Source organism: Kribbella sp. NPDC000426 (genome assembly GCF_040300265.1).
Classification (GTDB): Bacteria; Actinomycetota; Actinomycetes; order Propionibacteriales; family Kribbellaceae; genus Kribbella.
In genome coordinates, this window is sequence record NZ_JBEPDK010000004.1 from 481,286 (window position 1) to 496,582 (window position 15,297).

The following is a 15,297-nucleotide window of genomic DNA, read 5'->3' on the forward strand; positions in this document are numbered from 1 at the left end:
CTGGGTCAGTCGGAACGTGCAGGCTTTCCGATGACCAACGGGAGGAATACGTCGTCGACGAGCGACGTGAGCGCAGACGCCGGGAGCGGATCGCGGGCGAACAGCATCTCGTGACGCAGCAGGTTGGTAGGAGCGGTGAGCACCCGGTCGGGCAGGTCGTCGGTCGGGATCTCACCGCGCTCCGCCGCACGCTTCACGATCGTCGCCATCACGCTCGACATCCGCGTGTAGACCTCCGGATCCAGATCCGGCGCCTCGGCCAGCAGTCCGTGAACGACATCAGGCCCGAGCGTCGCGAACCGCTCGGCCATCAGTCGCAGTACGCCGAGCACGTCCTCGCGCAGGCTCCCGGTGTCCGGCACGTTCTCGACGATCGAGCCGGTGCGATGCCGCATCGCCGCGACCACCAGCTCGGCCCGGTTCCGCCAGCGCCGGTACAGCACCTGCTTGCCGGTGTGTGCCCGGGCAGCGACGGCCTCCATCGTCAGCCGTGCGTACCCGGACTCCATCAGCTCGTCCCAGGCAGCATCGAGCAGGACGGCCTCGAGCTCCGCACCCCTGCGACGCTCCATGAAATCCACTCCTCAACAAGAGACCTTGCGTCTCTTATGCATCCGAGCCTACTCTAAAACCGTAAGAGACGCACCGTCTCTAAGGAGTCCCTCGGATGACAACCGCACCTTCCACGGACCGCCTCGACCGGGCGGTCCTCAAACTCGCCGCCGTGCTGGTGCTCGGCGCTCTGGCCCCACTGCTCGACAGCACGATCGTCACGGTCGCGATCCACACCCTCGGCATCGAGCTGCACACCTCGGTGTCCACGGTCCAATGGGTCAGTACGGCGTACCTGCTGGCGCTCGCGATGGCAGTCCCGATCACCGGCTGGTCCGCGAACCGCTTCGGCGCCAAACGGATGTGGATCATCGCGCTAGCGCTGTTCCTGATCGGATCGATGCTCTGCGGGGCCGCCTGGAACATCGTCTCGCTGATCGTGTTCCGCGTGATCCAGGGCATCGGCGGCGGACTGATGCTGCCGATCCTGCAGACGCTGCTCCTGCGCGCCGCCGGCCGCGAACGCATCGGCCGCCTGATGGCCGTCGTCACGCTGCCCGCGCTGGTCGGCCCCATCCTCGGCCCCGTGATCGGCGGCGTCCTCGTCGGCCACCTCGACTGGCGCTGGATCTTCTACGTCAACGTCCCGATCTGCATCGCCGCGATCGTCCTCGCCGTACGCACCCTCAAGCCCGACCCCGAGCCCACCGCCGCGGCTCTCGACGTACCGGGCTTACTTCTCATCTCGCCCGCGCTGGCCGGCATCATTTACGGCCTCAGCCAGGTCGGCGATCGCGGCGGCTTCGGCCACCTGAGCGTCCTGCTCCCGCTCGTCCTCGGTGCGATCCTGCTGACGATCTTCGCGGTACGGCGTACCGACGAACCGCTCATCGACCTCGCGCTGTTCCGCACGAGGTCCTTCGCCGCATCGACCGGACTGCTGTTCCTCACCGGCTTCGGCCTGTACGGCGCGATGCTGCTGCTCCCGCTCTTCTACCAGCAAGCCCGCGGCCAGACGGTTACCGCAGCGGGCCTCCTGCTCGTCCCGCAAGGTATCGGCAGCCTTCTCGCGCGAGCCGCCGGTGGCCTCACCGACCGGATCGGCCCGCGCCCGGTCGTCCTCGCGGGCATTGTGCTGACCACTGCCGGCACCATCCCGTTCGCCTTCGACGGTACGTCGTACTGGCTGCTCGCGGTCGCGCTCGTCATCCGCGGGGGCCGGGCTCAGCGCCGTCAACCTCGCCGTGATGGTCGGCGCCTTCCGCGATCTCGAGCCGGCGCAGATCCCGCACGCGAGCAGTACGACGCGGATCATGCAGCAGCTGGGCGGTGCGTTCGGCGCCGCGACGCTGGCCGTGGTCCTGCAGAGTCAGCTCACCGGACACCCGGCGTCGACGGCGTACGCGCACAGCTTCGCCTGGGCCATCGGGTTCACCGTCATCGCCGCGGTACCGGCTCTCTTCCTGCCCGGGCCCCGGGCTCTTGAATAAGTAACACGCTTGGTTTAACTTATCCGCGCAACCGCTCTCCCTTGTGTACTCCGGTCCGCCACCTGGAGGTTTCCACATGCCCAAACGCCTGCTTGCGCGGGTTCTTCCTGCCGTTCTGCTGGCGAGCGTGATCGCTGTCCCGGCAGCGCACGCCGCCACCATGTACCCCAGCGGGGTCGGCGCCGATCTCGGCCCGGCCCCCACGACTCTCGGCGTACAGCCCGCCGCCGGCGACGACCCAGCCGGGCTGCGCACCGGCACCGAGCAAGGCCGCACGTACTGGCAGACGAACCAGGCGGCCGGCACCGGCTACCTCGAGTTCGACGTCGACCACGATTACGTGGACGAGATCGGCACCGACGACGTCCTGGTGACGGTGACCTATCTCGACAGCGGCACCGGCACCCTCGACCTGCAGTACGACGCCAAGGCCGATCCCCAGCAGGACGCCACGGACATCCAGCTGACCAATACCGGCACCTGGAAGACCGGCGTTTTCTCGCTCACCGGCATCGCGTTCACGAACCGCCTCGGCGACGCCGACGTCCGCGTCTTCGGCGGCAGCACCGACATCACGATCGCGAGCCTGCGAATCAGTACGGCGGGCGCCTCGGTCCAGCTCGGCGCGACGCCCGTGCAGAACGGCATCAGCCCGCGGGCCGGCGACGACGCGTCGCACCTGATCACCGGCGTACAGGACGGTCGCGCCTACTGGCAGACCGACCGCACCGCGCCGTCGCCGGGGACGAGCTTCTTCTACATGAACGTCGCCGACACCTACCTGTACGACAACCGCAGCCTCGTCCTGGTCAGCATCGACTACTTCGACGAGGGCAACGGCCAGTTCGGTCTGCACTACGACTCCCCCGGCGACACGATCCCGGAGAAGTTCAAGAACTCCGAGGTGATCCGGTACGGCGACACCAGAACCTGGAAGACGTACACGTTCGCCCTGCCCGACGCGGTGATGACCAACCGCTCGAACGGCGGCGACTTCCGGATCCACAACGGCGACGGCTCGGTCGACCTCAAGGTGGCCGCGGTCCGCGTCGCCAAGGTCGCGACCACGCTCGACGTCACCGAAGGACTCGTGGACCTGATCGGTCAGGCCACCCGCACCGAGAAGGCGGCACGCGAGGGCACCCGCGACGGCCAGTACCCGGTCGGCAGCCGCGCCGCCCTGCAGGACGCGATCGACGACGCTCAGGCGGTCGCATCCACCCCGGGCGTCACCGACGTACAGGTCAAGGCCGCGCTCACGACGCTGCAGACGAAACTCGACGCCTTCACCGCGTCGATCGTCGACACCAACTTCGCGCCGAGCGGCACCGCCACGGCCAGCAACGGCGCAGCCGCGGCCGTCAACGACCGGGACGACGACACGTCCTGGACCGGTGGCGCCGATTCATGGCTGCAAATCGATTTGGGCAAGCCGCGGCCGGTCAACGACGTACGGGTCGAGTGGGCCGAGGCCTACTCCCCCGACTACACCGTCCAGGTCTCGAACGACGGCACGAAGTTCACCTCCGTCGGCCGGATCGGATCGCCGGGCGGCAATCAGTTCAGCCGGACCCGCTTCGCGACCATGAGCGCCCGGTACGTGCGGGTCGCGATGACCGGCGCCGAGTCGTTCGTCGTCAAGGAACTCCAGCTCCGACTCACACCGGTTGTCACCCCGACGCCGAAGCTGGTGCAGACCAGCAACCCGACCGAGGACGGGGTCGTCGCCGACTTCGACGCCACGCAGTACGGCGCCGACCGCACCGGCCGGCGCGACTCCACCAAGGCCATCCAGCAGGCGATCTACGCCTGCCAGGACGCGGGCGGCGGCACGGTCTGGCTGCCGGCCGGTCAGTACAAGGTGACCGACACGATCGAGGTCCACGCGTTCTGCAGCCTCCGCGGCGACCACGGCCAGAAGCTGGGCACGGGCACCGTGGTGATCGCGGATCTGCCGTCCGGCGACGACGGTCCGAGCCTGTTCCGGATCGGCGGCAGCGCGGGCGTCCTCGGCGTCACGACGTACTACCCGAACCAGAGCGCGACCAAGCCGGTCCCGTACGGCTACACGTTCGAGATCCCCGGCGGCGCCTGGATCGGCAACGAGAACTACATGATGTCGACCGTCTCCGACGTCACCATGCTCAACTCGTACCGCGGGATCGGCGTCAGCACGATGCCCAACGACCACGGCAACGCGCCGAGCTCCGGCCAGGTGCACGAGTCGACCACGATCCGCAACGTGACCGGTACGGCGCTGTTCGAGGGCGCGCGGGCCTACAACGGCGCCGACGTCGGCACCTGGGAGAACGTTGCCTTCAGCAACTCGTACTGGTCGTCGGCGCCGAAGGCCTTCAACCCGCCGGCGCGGCAGGCACTCGACAGCTGGACGCGGGCGCACGGCACCGGTCTCGTCCTCGGCGACCTCGAGTGGGACCAGTTCTACCGGATCAGCGTCTCCGACTACCTGGTCGGCATCCACGTCGTCGCGGGTCAGCGGGCGCAGTTCACCGGCAGCTTCCTCCAGCCCGACGTACGCCGGACCGGGACCGGGCTGCTCGTGGACGTGATGGACGACCGGTGGGGCCTGACCCTGGCCGGCGGTCACGTCGACGGCGGGATCACCAACAACTCGGCCGGGTACGTGAAGATCACGGGCACCGAGGTCAGCGGTGCGGTCACCGGGATCGTCCACAGGATGGCTGGCGCGGCACCGACGTACGACCAGAAGCCGCTGCCGAAGCCGGTGCAGAAGCTGTACGTCGTGGACGCGCCGCACGGGGTCGGGTACCTGCCGGCCGCCGACGCCACGCGGGACGTGCAGAAGGTGCTCGATCGCGCCGGACGCGAGGGCGGCGGCATCGTCTACCTGCCGGCCGGGTGGTACCGGATCAGCACGCATCTGAGCGTGCCGGCGAAGGTCGAGCTGCGCGGCGCGTCCGCCGTACCGAACCGGGACCAGGGCGGGGCGAGCGGCGGGACCGTTCTGCAGGCCTTCGAGCGGAACACGGACACCGCGCTGATCACGCTCAAGAACCGGGCCGGTGTGCGTGGGTTGCGGGTCTTCTACCCGGAGAACAACCCGGCCGACGGTGTCGTGCCCTATCCGTACGCCATCCGCGGTACGGCGGGTGCGAACTACGTGATCAACGCCGGGTTCCCGAACGCGTGGGACGGCATCGACCTCAGCGGCGACGATGTCGTCGTACGCAAGGTGGCCGGTGCGTTCTTCGACCACGCGATCTCGATCGGGGCCGGCCGCGGCGGTCGGGTCGAGGGCGTGCTGTCGAACGGGAACGCGGTCACGCGGGTCGGGTACCAGCAGCCGTACTGGATGAACGAGGGCAACATCTTCGAGCTCGTCATCGACAAGTACATGCGCAAGACGGCCAAGATCGTCACCGTCGACGGCGCCCGTGGGCTGACACTGCTCGACGTGTTCGCGTACGGGTTCCACGACGGGCTGGTCGTCAACTCCGGCCAGGTCGACGCGTTCAACCTCGGCACGGACAACCTCGGGACCGACGGCCACACGATCCAGGTGGTCAGCGGGGACGTCGAGGCGACGAACCTGGCCCGCTACAACGGCGCTACGCTCAGCGGTACTGCGACATTGCACAACGTGATGGTGATCAACGTGGTCCAGCGCAGCGTCTCGGTGCAGGCGGCCGGGAACGGCACGGTGAAGATCGCCGGGAACGAGTCCGAGCCGGGCAAGTACGAGGTCGGCGCGCAGGTGACCGTGACGGCGACGCCATCATCGGATAGCGTTTTCCAGAGTTGGACCGTGAACGGGACCGTGGTGTCGACAGCGCCGTCGTACACCTTCACCGTCAGCACGGACCAGGTTCTGACCGCGAACTTCCAGTAGGAGCGAGATGGCTGACACACAACAGCAGGTCGCGATCGTCGGCTGCGGCATCATCGGCAAGCGCCACGCGGCGACCATCGCGGAACGGCCGGACGCGATCGTCACCGCGCTGGTCGACCCGGACGCCGCCGCCCGGGAGGCGGTGCTGGCGCAGCTGACCGAGGCCGGTCAGCCGGAGCCGAAGCAGTACGACGACCTGACCGCGGCGCTGAGTGCGTCGGACATCTCGCTCGTCGCGGTCTGCACGCCGAGCGGCATGCACGCCGAGCAGGCCGAACAGGCGCTGAAGGAAGGCAAGCACGTCGTCGTCGAGAAGCCGATCGACGTCGACCTCGGCCGCGCCCGCCGCCTCGGTGCGGCGGCCACCCGGGCCGCGGGCCAGGGCGTGCAGCTGTCGGTGATCAGCCAGCACCGGTTCGACGCCGGCAGCGCGGTGATCAAGGAGGCGATCGACGCCGGCCGCTTCGGGCAGCTGACGTCGTGCGTCGCGACGGTCGCCTGGTGGCGGAGCGACGAGTACTACGCGTCGGCAGGCTGGCGCGGTACGTGGGCGCAGGACGGCGGCGGCGCGCTCATGAACCAGGGCGTGCACACCGCCGACCTCGTGCTGTGGTTCATGGGTCGCCCGGTCAGCATCCAGGCCCAGGCGCTGCGCGCGGCACATCACGCGATCGAGGTCGAGGACACCGTCGTCGCCACGATCACCTTCGAGAACGGCGCGGTCGGCACGCTGCACGCCACGACCGCGGCGTACCCCGGCGGGCGGACACGGGTGTCGGTCCACGGCACCAAGGGCGGCGCCGAGGTGGAAGACGATCGCTTGAGCCGGCTGAACGTCGACGGTTCGAAGGACGAGGCTTCGGTTGACGTAGGCGATCCGGGTGAGCACAAGGCGCAGTACGCCGACATCCTCACCGCGCTCGCCGCCGGCAAGCAGCCCTCCATCACCGTGCAGGACGGCATCAACGCACTCGCCCTCGTGCGCGCCGTCTACATCGCCTCCACCCTCCAGCGTCCGGTCAAGTTCGAAGACGTCCTCGAAGGCAAGTACGACGACGTAGAGGTCGCCCGAGGCATCGGCCTCCCACCCAACTGAAAAGCACGCGCGCCGGCCGCCTAACGGCGGCCGGCGCGCGGATATGTAGCGGCCGGCGCGCGGATATGTATTGGAGCCCCGCCCAGCAGGTGGGTAAGCAGGAACAGCACCCAGCACGTGGGCGAGCAGGAACTGCCCGGCAGGTGCGTGAGCACGAACAGCACCCAGCACGTGGGCGAGCAGGAACTGCCCGGCAGGTGCGTGAGCACGAACAGCACCCAGCACGTGGGCGAGCAAGAACTGCCCGGCAGGTGCGTGAGCACGAGGCACGTGAGCACGAACCGCACGCAGCAGGTACGTGAGCAACTTCCCTGCATGTGCGAGGCACTGCAGGAAGCCGAGCGGGCCACTGGACGAGGCAGCTCACGAAGCGGCTTTCGGGCGTCTCCCGGGCACCTGCCTGCACTCGGAGCGGTTGCTGCAATATCTTCCGCGAGCCCTGCGCCGCTAGGCGCTGGGCTCGCGTGCTGTTAGGCGCCTGGTTCTCGGGTGTTGAGGATTCTTTGGTAGAGGTTGCAGTCTTGCCAGTGGCCGTTGATGTGTAGGTAGGTGGGGGCCATGCCGATCTGGTGGAAGCCGGTGCGGGACAGCACGCGCTGGGAGGCGGTGTTGGCGGTTAGGGTGCTGGCCTCGATGCGGTGGAGTTTGAGTTCTGTGTCGGCGATCTCGGCGACAGCTTCCACGGCTCGCGTGGCCAAGCCCCGGCCGACGGCGTCCACGGCGAGCCAGTAGCCGAGGGCGGCGCTGCGGAAGGGGCCCGGGACGAGGTCGCTCAAGGTGATCGCACCGACGATCCGATCACCGGAGGCGAGGACCCACGGCACGACCAGGCCGTTCTTGTAACGCTCCAGCTGGTACGTCATCCGCTCGACCTGGCCCGCGGTGGTGAACCACTTCTCGGTGCGCACCGGCTCCCACGGCCGCAGATGCTCGCGGCTGCGGACCTGCGCATCGGCCAGTGCGGGAGCGTCGTCGAGGGTCGCGATGCGCAGTTGTACGTCGGGAGTCAGCGAGCGGGCTTCGATCACTTCGGCAGCCTACGTGCCTGGCTGGAGCCCGACACGCGAGGGGTGAAGGCGTCGTGGAAGATCGTCGACGCCGCCCCGACCGCGGCCGCGTCGGTCTGCAACATCGACTCCTCGACGGCGACCGGACGCGTCTCCCGAGCCACCGGATGCGCGTTCACCGCCCGCCCGATCTCGGTCAGGAAGATCTCCGAGATCTCCTTCATGTACGCCGGCCCGCCGAGCACCACGAGATCGATGTCGAGCAGATCCACCAGCCCGACCGCGCCCTGCCCGACGACCCGCGCCACCTGCGTCACCGCCTGCACCGCGGCCGCATCACCGTCCGCTGCTGCCTTGCACACCGCCTTGTACCGCTTGGCCTCGTCGGTCGCGCCCGGATCGCTCTCGACGTACCCGAACTCCGCGGCGATCAAAGGCAACGACGCCGTCGGGTTGCACTCGGGCACCATCCGCGGCCCGTCCACCGGGTCCCACTCCCCCATCCGCAACGCCGCGATCTGCCCGAACTCACCCGCGTTCGCCGACCCACCGCGATAGATCGACCCGTTCAGGATCAACCCGCTGCCGACGCCCGTACCGAGATACAGATACGCGAAGTCCCGAGCCCGCGCGGACCGTCCGATCCAGCGCTCGCCGATCGCGGCCGCCGTCCCGTCCTTCTCCACCAGCACCGGGTGATTGAGCCGCTCCTGCAGCAGCTTCCGGATCTTCAGCCCGCGCCAAGCAGGCTGCAGCGGAAGCGCGAGCAGGGAACCGTCCGTGTCGATCGGCCCCGGTACGGCGACACCGACGCCGAGCATCGACGCAGGATCGACCTGGCTGATGCTCAACGCCGCCGTGACCGTGGCCGCGGTGAGATCGATCAACTTGCCCGCTTCGAGACCGTCCGCCAGATCGACGGTCTCGCGCCGGACGATCCGGCCGTCGAGGTCCACGACCGCGACCGTCAGCAGCTCCGGGTCGATGTGGATGCCGACCGCATGCGCGGCGTTCGACCGCATCCGCACCGGCGTACGCGGCTTCCCGAGGCGTTCGGCGCGCTCCTGCGCCTCCTCGACCAGCAGGCCCTGCTGGAGGAGGATGCGCAGGATCCGCGACACCGACTGCTGGGTGAGACCGGTCCGGCGGGAGATCTCGGTCCGGCTGATGATGCCGGCCAGCCGGATCGTCTCGATGATCACCGCCTCGTTGAACGAGCCCAGGTCGTACTGGTTCGCGCCCGCGCGAACCACGTCGGCCAGGCCGTCGACCGATTCGTTCATCTCCACCTCCCCGTCTCACCTCGAGTAGCCGCGATCGTACTGCCCACTGTGCGTGTTTACAGTGCTTGTCAGGCTTCCTACGGCGCTTCGAGCGCTCCGTCGATCCGTCGTACCCCGGCTGCCCACTCGTCGTGTCCGGACAGTTGCGCGGGATAACGAGCCGCCGCCTCGAGATCGATGTCGATGCCCCAGCCCGGTGCCTCGTTCGGCCGCAGCCAGCCGTCCTCGATCCGCAGTGTCCCCGGGAACACCTCGTGCACGGCGTCGTCGTAGATGTGGCCCTCTTGGATGCCGAAGGCAACAGAACTCACGTCGAGCGCGACGTTCGCCGCGGCCCCGATCGGCGAGGTGTCGCCCGGCCCGTGCCACGCCGTCCGGACGCCGGAGATCTCGGCCAGGTCGGCGAGCTTGCGGGCCGGGGTCAGACCGCCGATGTCGGAAACGTGCGATCGGATGAAGTCGACACCGCCGTCCCGGATCAACCGGACCGCGTCGCCGAACGACGTCGTCAGCTCGCCCACGGCCAGCGGCACCGGCGACGCCGCCCGGACCTCGGGCAGCCGGTCCCACAGCTCCGGCGCGAGCACGTCCTCGAGGAAGAACAACCGGTGCGGCTCCAGCGACCGGGCCAGCAGCACCGCTTCTTTCGGCGTCAGCCGCGAATGGACGTCGTGCAGCAGTTCGATGTTGTCCGGCAGCGCGTGCCGCGCCTCGGCGAACAGCTCGGGCGTCGTCCGCAGGTAGTCCCGCGCCGACCAGCCGTTGTGGTACGGCGCGTCCGGGTACAGCGTCGGCACCCGCGGAGCGCCGTACCCGCCGCCGCCCGGCGTGGACATCTGCAGCCGGATGTGGCGCCAGCCCTGCGCGATCAGCTTCTGCGCGTGCTCGATCGTGTCCTCGATCGTCTTGCCGCTGGCATGGATGTACGTGTCCGCCGCGGCCCGGACCTTGCCGCCGAGCAGCTCGTACACCGGCATCCCGGCGCGCTTGCCGGCGATGTCCCACAGCGCCTGGTCGATCCCGGAGATCGCGTTGTTGGTGACCGGTCCGCCGCGCCAGTAACCGGAGTACCCGGCCAGGCGGGTCAGGTCGCCGATGTCACCCGGGTAGCGGCCGACGAGCAGCCGGGACAAGTGCTCGTCGACGAACGTCTGCACCGCCTTCCACCGCTGGGTGAACGTAGCGCAGCCCAGCCCGTACAGGCCGGGTTCGGTGGTCTCGATCTTCACGACCACCAGCGGGATGCCTTGCGGCGCCGTGACGATCGCCTTCACCTCGCGGATCCGGAGGTCGTCGCGGACGGGCCACGGCTGGTCGAAGGTGGTCGGTGTTTGCTGGGCCATTCAGGACTCCAGAGAAAGGGTGGGTAGGTCTAGTTCGTGCTTGGCCTGGAAGCCGAGCACGGTCCGGACGGCGGTCAGGTCGATCGGCACCTCGCGGCCGATGAACCGCCGCGAGCGCGGCACGTCCGCGGCGTATGCGTCGAGCAGGTCCTCGGTCGCGTACGGCGCGATGGTGGTGTCGGCGGCGACGAAGAACGTGTGGGCTCCCGTCAACGGCGCGGTCAGCCCGAGCTCCACGGCGTACGCCGAGTCCCGGGTGTCCAGGTAGCTCCACGCCTCCCGCAGTCCGCTGCCCGGTTTCACCCGGACATTCTCCGCCATCCGCTCGAGCACGTCCGGCGAGTTCACATGCGGGAACCGGAACGAGACCACGTCGATGCCCCACCGGCGCCACGCCATCCGCGCGGTGTTCTCGTCGTTCTGCTTGGACAGCGAGTACCAGTCGGCGACGTCGGTCGGGGCCTTCTCGTCCCACGGGAAGTACGGCTGGCGGATCTCGTGCGGGTTGAACGGGACGCCGGTCGCGTTGATGCTGCTCGCGATCACCGCCCGGTCGATGCCGAGCGCGCCGGCCTGCGCGAGCACGTTGAACGTCGACACCACGTTGATCGAGTACACGTCGTACGGCGTGCCCGCGGACGGATGCGGGAGCGCCGCCAGGTGGACGACGTACTCCGCACCCTCCAGCGCCCGGGCGACATCGGTCTCGGAACGGGTGTCGCCGATCAGCACCCGGTCCGCTTTCAGGTCCGGGTGCTCGACGTTCGACAGGGCGGTCACCTTGGCACCCAGGTCGTTCAGGCGCTCGACCGTGACCAGCCCGATCCGGCCGGCGGCCCCCGTGACCAGCACGCGCCGGCCGTTCAGTTCACTCACTCTGGCCTCACTCTTTGATTCCTCCCGCCATTCCTACGCCGCGCAGGAACTGTTTCTGGAACAACAAGAACAGCACCACAGGTATCAGAACCGCGAGGAACAGCGCGCTCATCTGCAGGGAGATCTCTGTGGTCTTCTGCACACGCGGCAGGGCGACCGAGATCGGCTGCAGGGTCGGGTCGGGCAACACCAGCAGCGGCCAGAGGTACTCCTTCCACGAGCCGATCACCGTCAGCAGCGCGACCACGCCGACGATCGGCTTGGACAGCGGCAGGATCAGCGCCGTGAACAGCCGCAGGTTGCTCGCGCCGTCGATCCGGGCCGCCTCGATCAGCTCGCGCGGGATCGAGTCGAAGTACCGCTTCATGATCAGGACGTTGAACGCGCTGGCCGCCGACGGGAGCCAGACCGCCCAGAAGGTGTTCTGCAGGCTGATGTGCAGCAGCGGCATGTCCAGGACGGTCATGTAGAGCGGCACCAGTGAGATGACACCGGGCAGGAACAGCGTCGCGAGCACGGCGCCGGTGACGACCGGGCCCCACTTCGGACGGAGGATGCTCAGGACGAACGCTCCCGTCGTACACACGAACAGCGTCGCGATCATCGAGCCGATCGCGATGAATGCCGTGTTGCCCAGATACGCGCCGATCTGCACGCGGTTCCAGGCGTCCGGGATGTTCTTCAGCTGGATGCCCGACGGCCACATCTGCATCGGGCCGCTGAGGATGTCCTGGCTGGTGGAGACACCGGACTTCAGCAGCCACAGCAGCGGCCCGACGCCGGCGATCGCGACGGCGATGAAGATCAGCACCTGGATCGCCGGCAGGCCGTAGCGGATGATGCCGCGCTGCCGGTCGGCGGTGGAGATGATTCCGCGCTCGGTCATGCTCATGTCGTACTCCAGCGGCGGGTGACGAAGTGGTAGACGACCGACAGTGCGCAGAGCACTCCGGCGAGCAGCACGCTGAGCGCCGTCGCGGCGCCGAAGTCACCGTTGACGAACGCGTACCGGTAGATCAGCAGCAGCACCGTCATCGTGGCGTTGTTCGGGCCGCCGCCGGTGAACAGGAACGGCTCGGTGAACACCTGGAACGTCCCGATCAGCTGCAGCAGCATCATGATCAGGATGATTCCGCGAATCTGCGGCAACGTGACGTGCCAGACCCGGCTCCAGATCCCGGCGCCGTCGAGCTCGGCCGCCTCGTACAACTCCGTGCGTACGCCGGTCAGCGCCGCCAGGTAGATGATCGAGGTGGCGCCCGCGCCGGCCCAGGTCGCCTCGAGCACGATCGCGGGCATCGCCAGGGTCTGCGAGTTCAGCCAGGCGAACGGGCCGATCCCGAACCAGCCGAGGATCGAGTTGAAGACACCCGCGCCGCTGGGGTCGTAGAAGAACGTCCACAGCAGGATCGCGGCCACCGGCGGTACGACGGCCGGCAGGTACGACAGCACGTTGTACAGCCAGCCGGTCTTGCGGAGCTCGCTGATGAAGACGGCGAGGAACAGCGGCACCGGGAATCCGAAGATCAGCGCCAGCAACGCGAAGTACAGCGTGTTGAGCGCCGCCTGCGGGAGCTGCGGGTCGGTCAGCACGTAGCTGAAGTTCGACCAGCCGACCCACTCCGCGGGCGTGACCAGGTTGTTCTTCTGGAAGCTGAGCACCAGTCCGCGGACGATCGGGCCCCAGGAGAAGTACAGGAAGATCAGGACCAGGGGCAGGCCGAAGAAGATGCTGCTGAGCCCGCCGGAGCGGTACCAGGTGGCCCAAGAATGAGCACCGCTCCGGCTCGACTTATCATCTGTTCTCTGCTGGAACATGGGCTTACCGCGCCAGGCGTGCGTCGATCTTCGAGGCGGTGTCGCTCAACAGCTTGTCGATGTCCGCGTCCTTCTTGGTCAGCACCTGCTGGACCACCGGGTCGAGCAGCGAGTAGACCTCCTGGCCCTTGTTCGACGGCTCGGGCAGCAGCTTGAGCGACGTGGTCGAGTCGATGTAGCCCTGGAACTGCTTGACCGGGACGTTCACGTACGGCTCACGCCACTTGTTGTACTGGTCGTAGGTCTCCTGGCTCAGCGGGCTGATGCCGGGCCGGCCGACGAAGCCCTTGTCCGCGATCGTGGTCTTCGCGTCCTGCACGGCGACCGCTTCGGAGGTGTACTTGTCGAACTGGTCGAACTTGATCCACTTCAGCGCCGCGACGATCTCGTTCTTGGTCGCCTTCGGGCTGATCATCTTCAGCGAGCCGCCGGTCAGCGTGCCGTACGGGCCGCCGTCCTGCGGCAGTGCGGCCTCGCCGAAGTCGGCCGGCTTCATGCCGAACTGCTTCACGCTCATGTCGTAGGCGTCCGGCGCCTGCAGGACCATGCCGATCTTGCCCGCCGCGAAGTCCTGCCGGACCTCCTCCTGGTTGTAGAGGAATCGCGAGCCCATCGAGTTGTCGGTCCAGCGCATGTCCTTCAGCAGCTGCAGCGCCTTCTTGGTCGGGGTATCGTTGAACGTGCTCTTCTTGCCGTCCGCGCTCTCGACCGTGCCGCCCATGCTGTAGGTCATCGTGGTCAGCATCCAGCCACCGGTGTTGTTGGTGGTCAGCTGGGCGTAGCCCGCCTTGCCGGTCTTCTCCGCGATCTGCTTGGCGTCCTGCCGAACCTCGTCCCAGGTCGTCGGCGGCTTGTCCGGATCCAGGCCGGCCTGCGTGAACAGCTTGCGGTTGTAGGCCAGGCCGACCGAGAACACGTCGGTCGGGACACCGTAGATGCGGCCCTTGTCGTCCTGGACGATCTTCAGGACGTTCGGGTTCAGATCCTTGGTCAGGTCGACCGTCTTCAGCTCGTCGGTGATGTCGGCGAGCTGCTTGTTCGGGATCATGTTGGCCGGTTCGGTGAAGCTGATGCTCATCACCGTCGGCAACGTGCCACCGGCCACCTGGGCCTGGAACGTCTGGGCCTGCCAGCTGGTCTCGGTCGTCTTCACGGTGATGTTCGGGTTCTTCGCCGTGAAGTCCTTGACCTTCTGGTTGAAGGCCTTCAAGTCGTTCGGCTTGTCCGGCGTCGGGCGGTCGCCGATCGTGATCGTCACCGGCGCGTTCTGGTCGACGTCACCACCCGCGCCTCCGGACGCGGACGGCGTCGTCGCCTTCGCACAACCGGCCGCGAGCAACAGCCCAGCAACCCCAAGGGCGGTCCCGTACCGGCCCCACCTGCTCACACTCGTCATCGGAACTCCTCAGGTTTCCGGATGCCGCCGATGTGCTCTGAGCCACACACCGGCCAGGTCCCGAGTAAGTTAAACCAAGCGTGTTACTAACTCAAGGCCTAGACCAACTGTTTTGCGATAACGCTTGCGCAACATGTCGAGGTCGCGCAACTGGCACCGACGTACCTGGCGAGAAGGAGGAACACATGGCTGACCAGGTAGTTCACTTCGAGATCATCGGCACCTCGCCGCAGCGGCTCCGGGAGTACTACGGGAACCTCTTCGGCTGGACCTACGCCGTCGGCGACACCGTGTCCGCGGAGGTGTCCGAGGCGGGCGAGTACGGGTTCGTCGAGGCGTCCGTCGCCGGGATGAACGGAGGTGTCGGCGGCGGCGCGTCGCTGCGGGCGAAGGTCCTGTTCTATGTCGGCGTGGACGACGTCGGCGCCGCGCTCGACCGAGCAGAGCAGCTCGGCGGCCGCCGGGTGCTGGGACCCGACGGCGTGCCGGGGAAGCTCGTTGTCGGGCAGTTCACCGACCCCGAGGGCAATCTGATCGGCGTAGCCGGCCCGCAGTGAAACCGGCG

General features: G+C 68.0%; 12 protein-coding genes. 4 read left to right on the forward strand and 8 right to left on the reverse strand.

Annotation, left to right across the window (positions count from 1 at the left end; all coding sequences use genetic code 11):
- Nucleotides 1-5 precede the first annotated feature (5 nt).
- Nucleotides 6-572 (reverse strand): TetR/AcrR family transcriptional regulator, encoded by a 567-nt coding sequence (locus tag ABT313_RS21555; RefSeq protein WP_350856467.1) that lies wholly within the window; start codon nucleotides 570-572, stop codon nucleotides 6-8.
- A 95-nt stretch (nucleotides 573-667) separates the two neighbouring features.
- Here ABT313_RS21555 and ABT313_RS21560 point away from each other — a divergent pair, with 95 nt between their 5' ends.
- The 3 genes from ABT313_RS21560 to ABT313_RS21570 all read left to right on the forward strand — a co-directional run bounded on the left by ABT313_RS21560 (nucleotide 668) and on the right by ABT313_RS21570 (nucleotide 7,009).
- Nucleotides 668-2,038 (forward strand): DHA2 family efflux MFS transporter permease subunit, encoded by a 1,371-nt coding sequence (locus ABT313_RS21560; protein WP_350856469.1) that lies wholly within the window; start codon nucleotides 668-670, stop codon nucleotides 2,036-2,038.
- 80 nt (nucleotides 2,039-2,118) lie between these two features.
- Nucleotides 2,119-5,913 carry a discoidin domain-containing protein gene (locus ABT313_RS21565; protein WP_350856471.1) on the forward strand — a complete coding sequence of 1,265 codons (3,795 nt, stop codon included), beginning with the start codon at nucleotides 2,119-2,121 and terminating at the stop codon, nucleotides 5,911-5,913.
- A gap of 7 nt (nucleotides 5,914-5,920) precedes the next feature.
- On the forward strand, nucleotides 5,921-7,009 hold the full coding sequence (locus ABT313_RS21570) for a Gfo/Idh/MocA family protein (RefSeq protein WP_350856474.1): 1,089 nt from the start codon (nucleotides 5,921-5,923) through the stop codon (nucleotides 7,007-7,009).
- Nucleotides 7,010-7,479: 470 nt separating this feature from the next.
- On the opposite strand, the gene ABT313_RS21575 is transcribed toward ABT313_RS21570, so the two are convergent.
- From ABT313_RS21575 to ABT313_RS21605, 7 genes are all read right to left on the reverse strand, one after another.
- Entirely contained in the window at nucleotides 7,480-8,037 is a 558-nt protein-coding gene (locus tag ABT313_RS21575; RefSeq protein WP_350856477.1) for a GNAT family N-acetyltransferase, read from the reverse strand.
- Entirely contained in the window at nucleotides 8,034-9,299 is a 1,266-nt protein-coding gene (locus ABT313_RS21580; protein WP_350856480.1) for an ROK family transcriptional regulator, read from the reverse strand. Before ABT313_RS21580 ends, ABT313_RS21575 begins: the two co-directional genes overlap by 4 nt.
- Nucleotides 9,300-9,376: 77 nt before the next feature.
- On the reverse strand, nucleotides 9,377-10,642 hold the full coding sequence (locus ABT313_RS21585) for an enolase C-terminal domain-like protein (protein WP_350856482.1): 1,266 nt from the start codon (nucleotides 10,640-10,642) through the stop codon (nucleotides 9,377-9,379).
- Nucleotides 10,643-11,518: an NAD-dependent epimerase/dehydratase family protein gene (locus ABT313_RS21590; protein WP_350856485.1), complete on the reverse strand. Its 876-nt coding sequence runs from the start codon at nucleotides 11,516-11,518 to the stop codon at nucleotides 10,643-10,645.
- A 7-nt stretch (nucleotides 11,519-11,525) separates the two neighbouring features.
- Nucleotides 11,526-12,410 (reverse strand): carbohydrate ABC transporter permease, encoded by an 885-nt coding sequence (locus ABT313_RS21595; protein WP_350856487.1) that lies wholly within the window; start codon nucleotides 12,408-12,410, stop codon nucleotides 11,526-11,528.
- Nucleotides 12,407-13,336, reverse strand: coding sequence for a carbohydrate ABC transporter permease (locus ABT313_RS21600; RefSeq protein WP_350856490.1), 930 nt, complete (start codon nucleotides 13,334-13,336; stop codon nucleotides 12,407-12,409). Before ABT313_RS21600 ends, ABT313_RS21595 begins: the two co-directional genes overlap by 4 nt.
- A gap of 4 nt (nucleotides 13,337-13,340) precedes the next feature.
- Nucleotides 13,341-14,732, reverse strand: a complete 1,392-nt coding sequence (locus tag ABT313_RS21605; protein ID WP_350856493.1) for an ABC transporter substrate-binding protein — start codon at nucleotides 14,730-14,732, stop codon at nucleotides 13,341-13,343.
- Nucleotides 14,733-14,917: 185 nt separating this feature from the next.
- Here ABT313_RS21605 and ABT313_RS21610 point away from each other — a divergent pair, with 185 nt between their 5' ends.
- Entirely contained in the window at nucleotides 14,918-15,289 is a 372-nt protein-coding gene (locus tag ABT313_RS21610; protein WP_350856496.1) for a VOC family protein, read from the forward strand.
- Nucleotides 15,290-15,297: the final 8 nt, after the last annotated feature.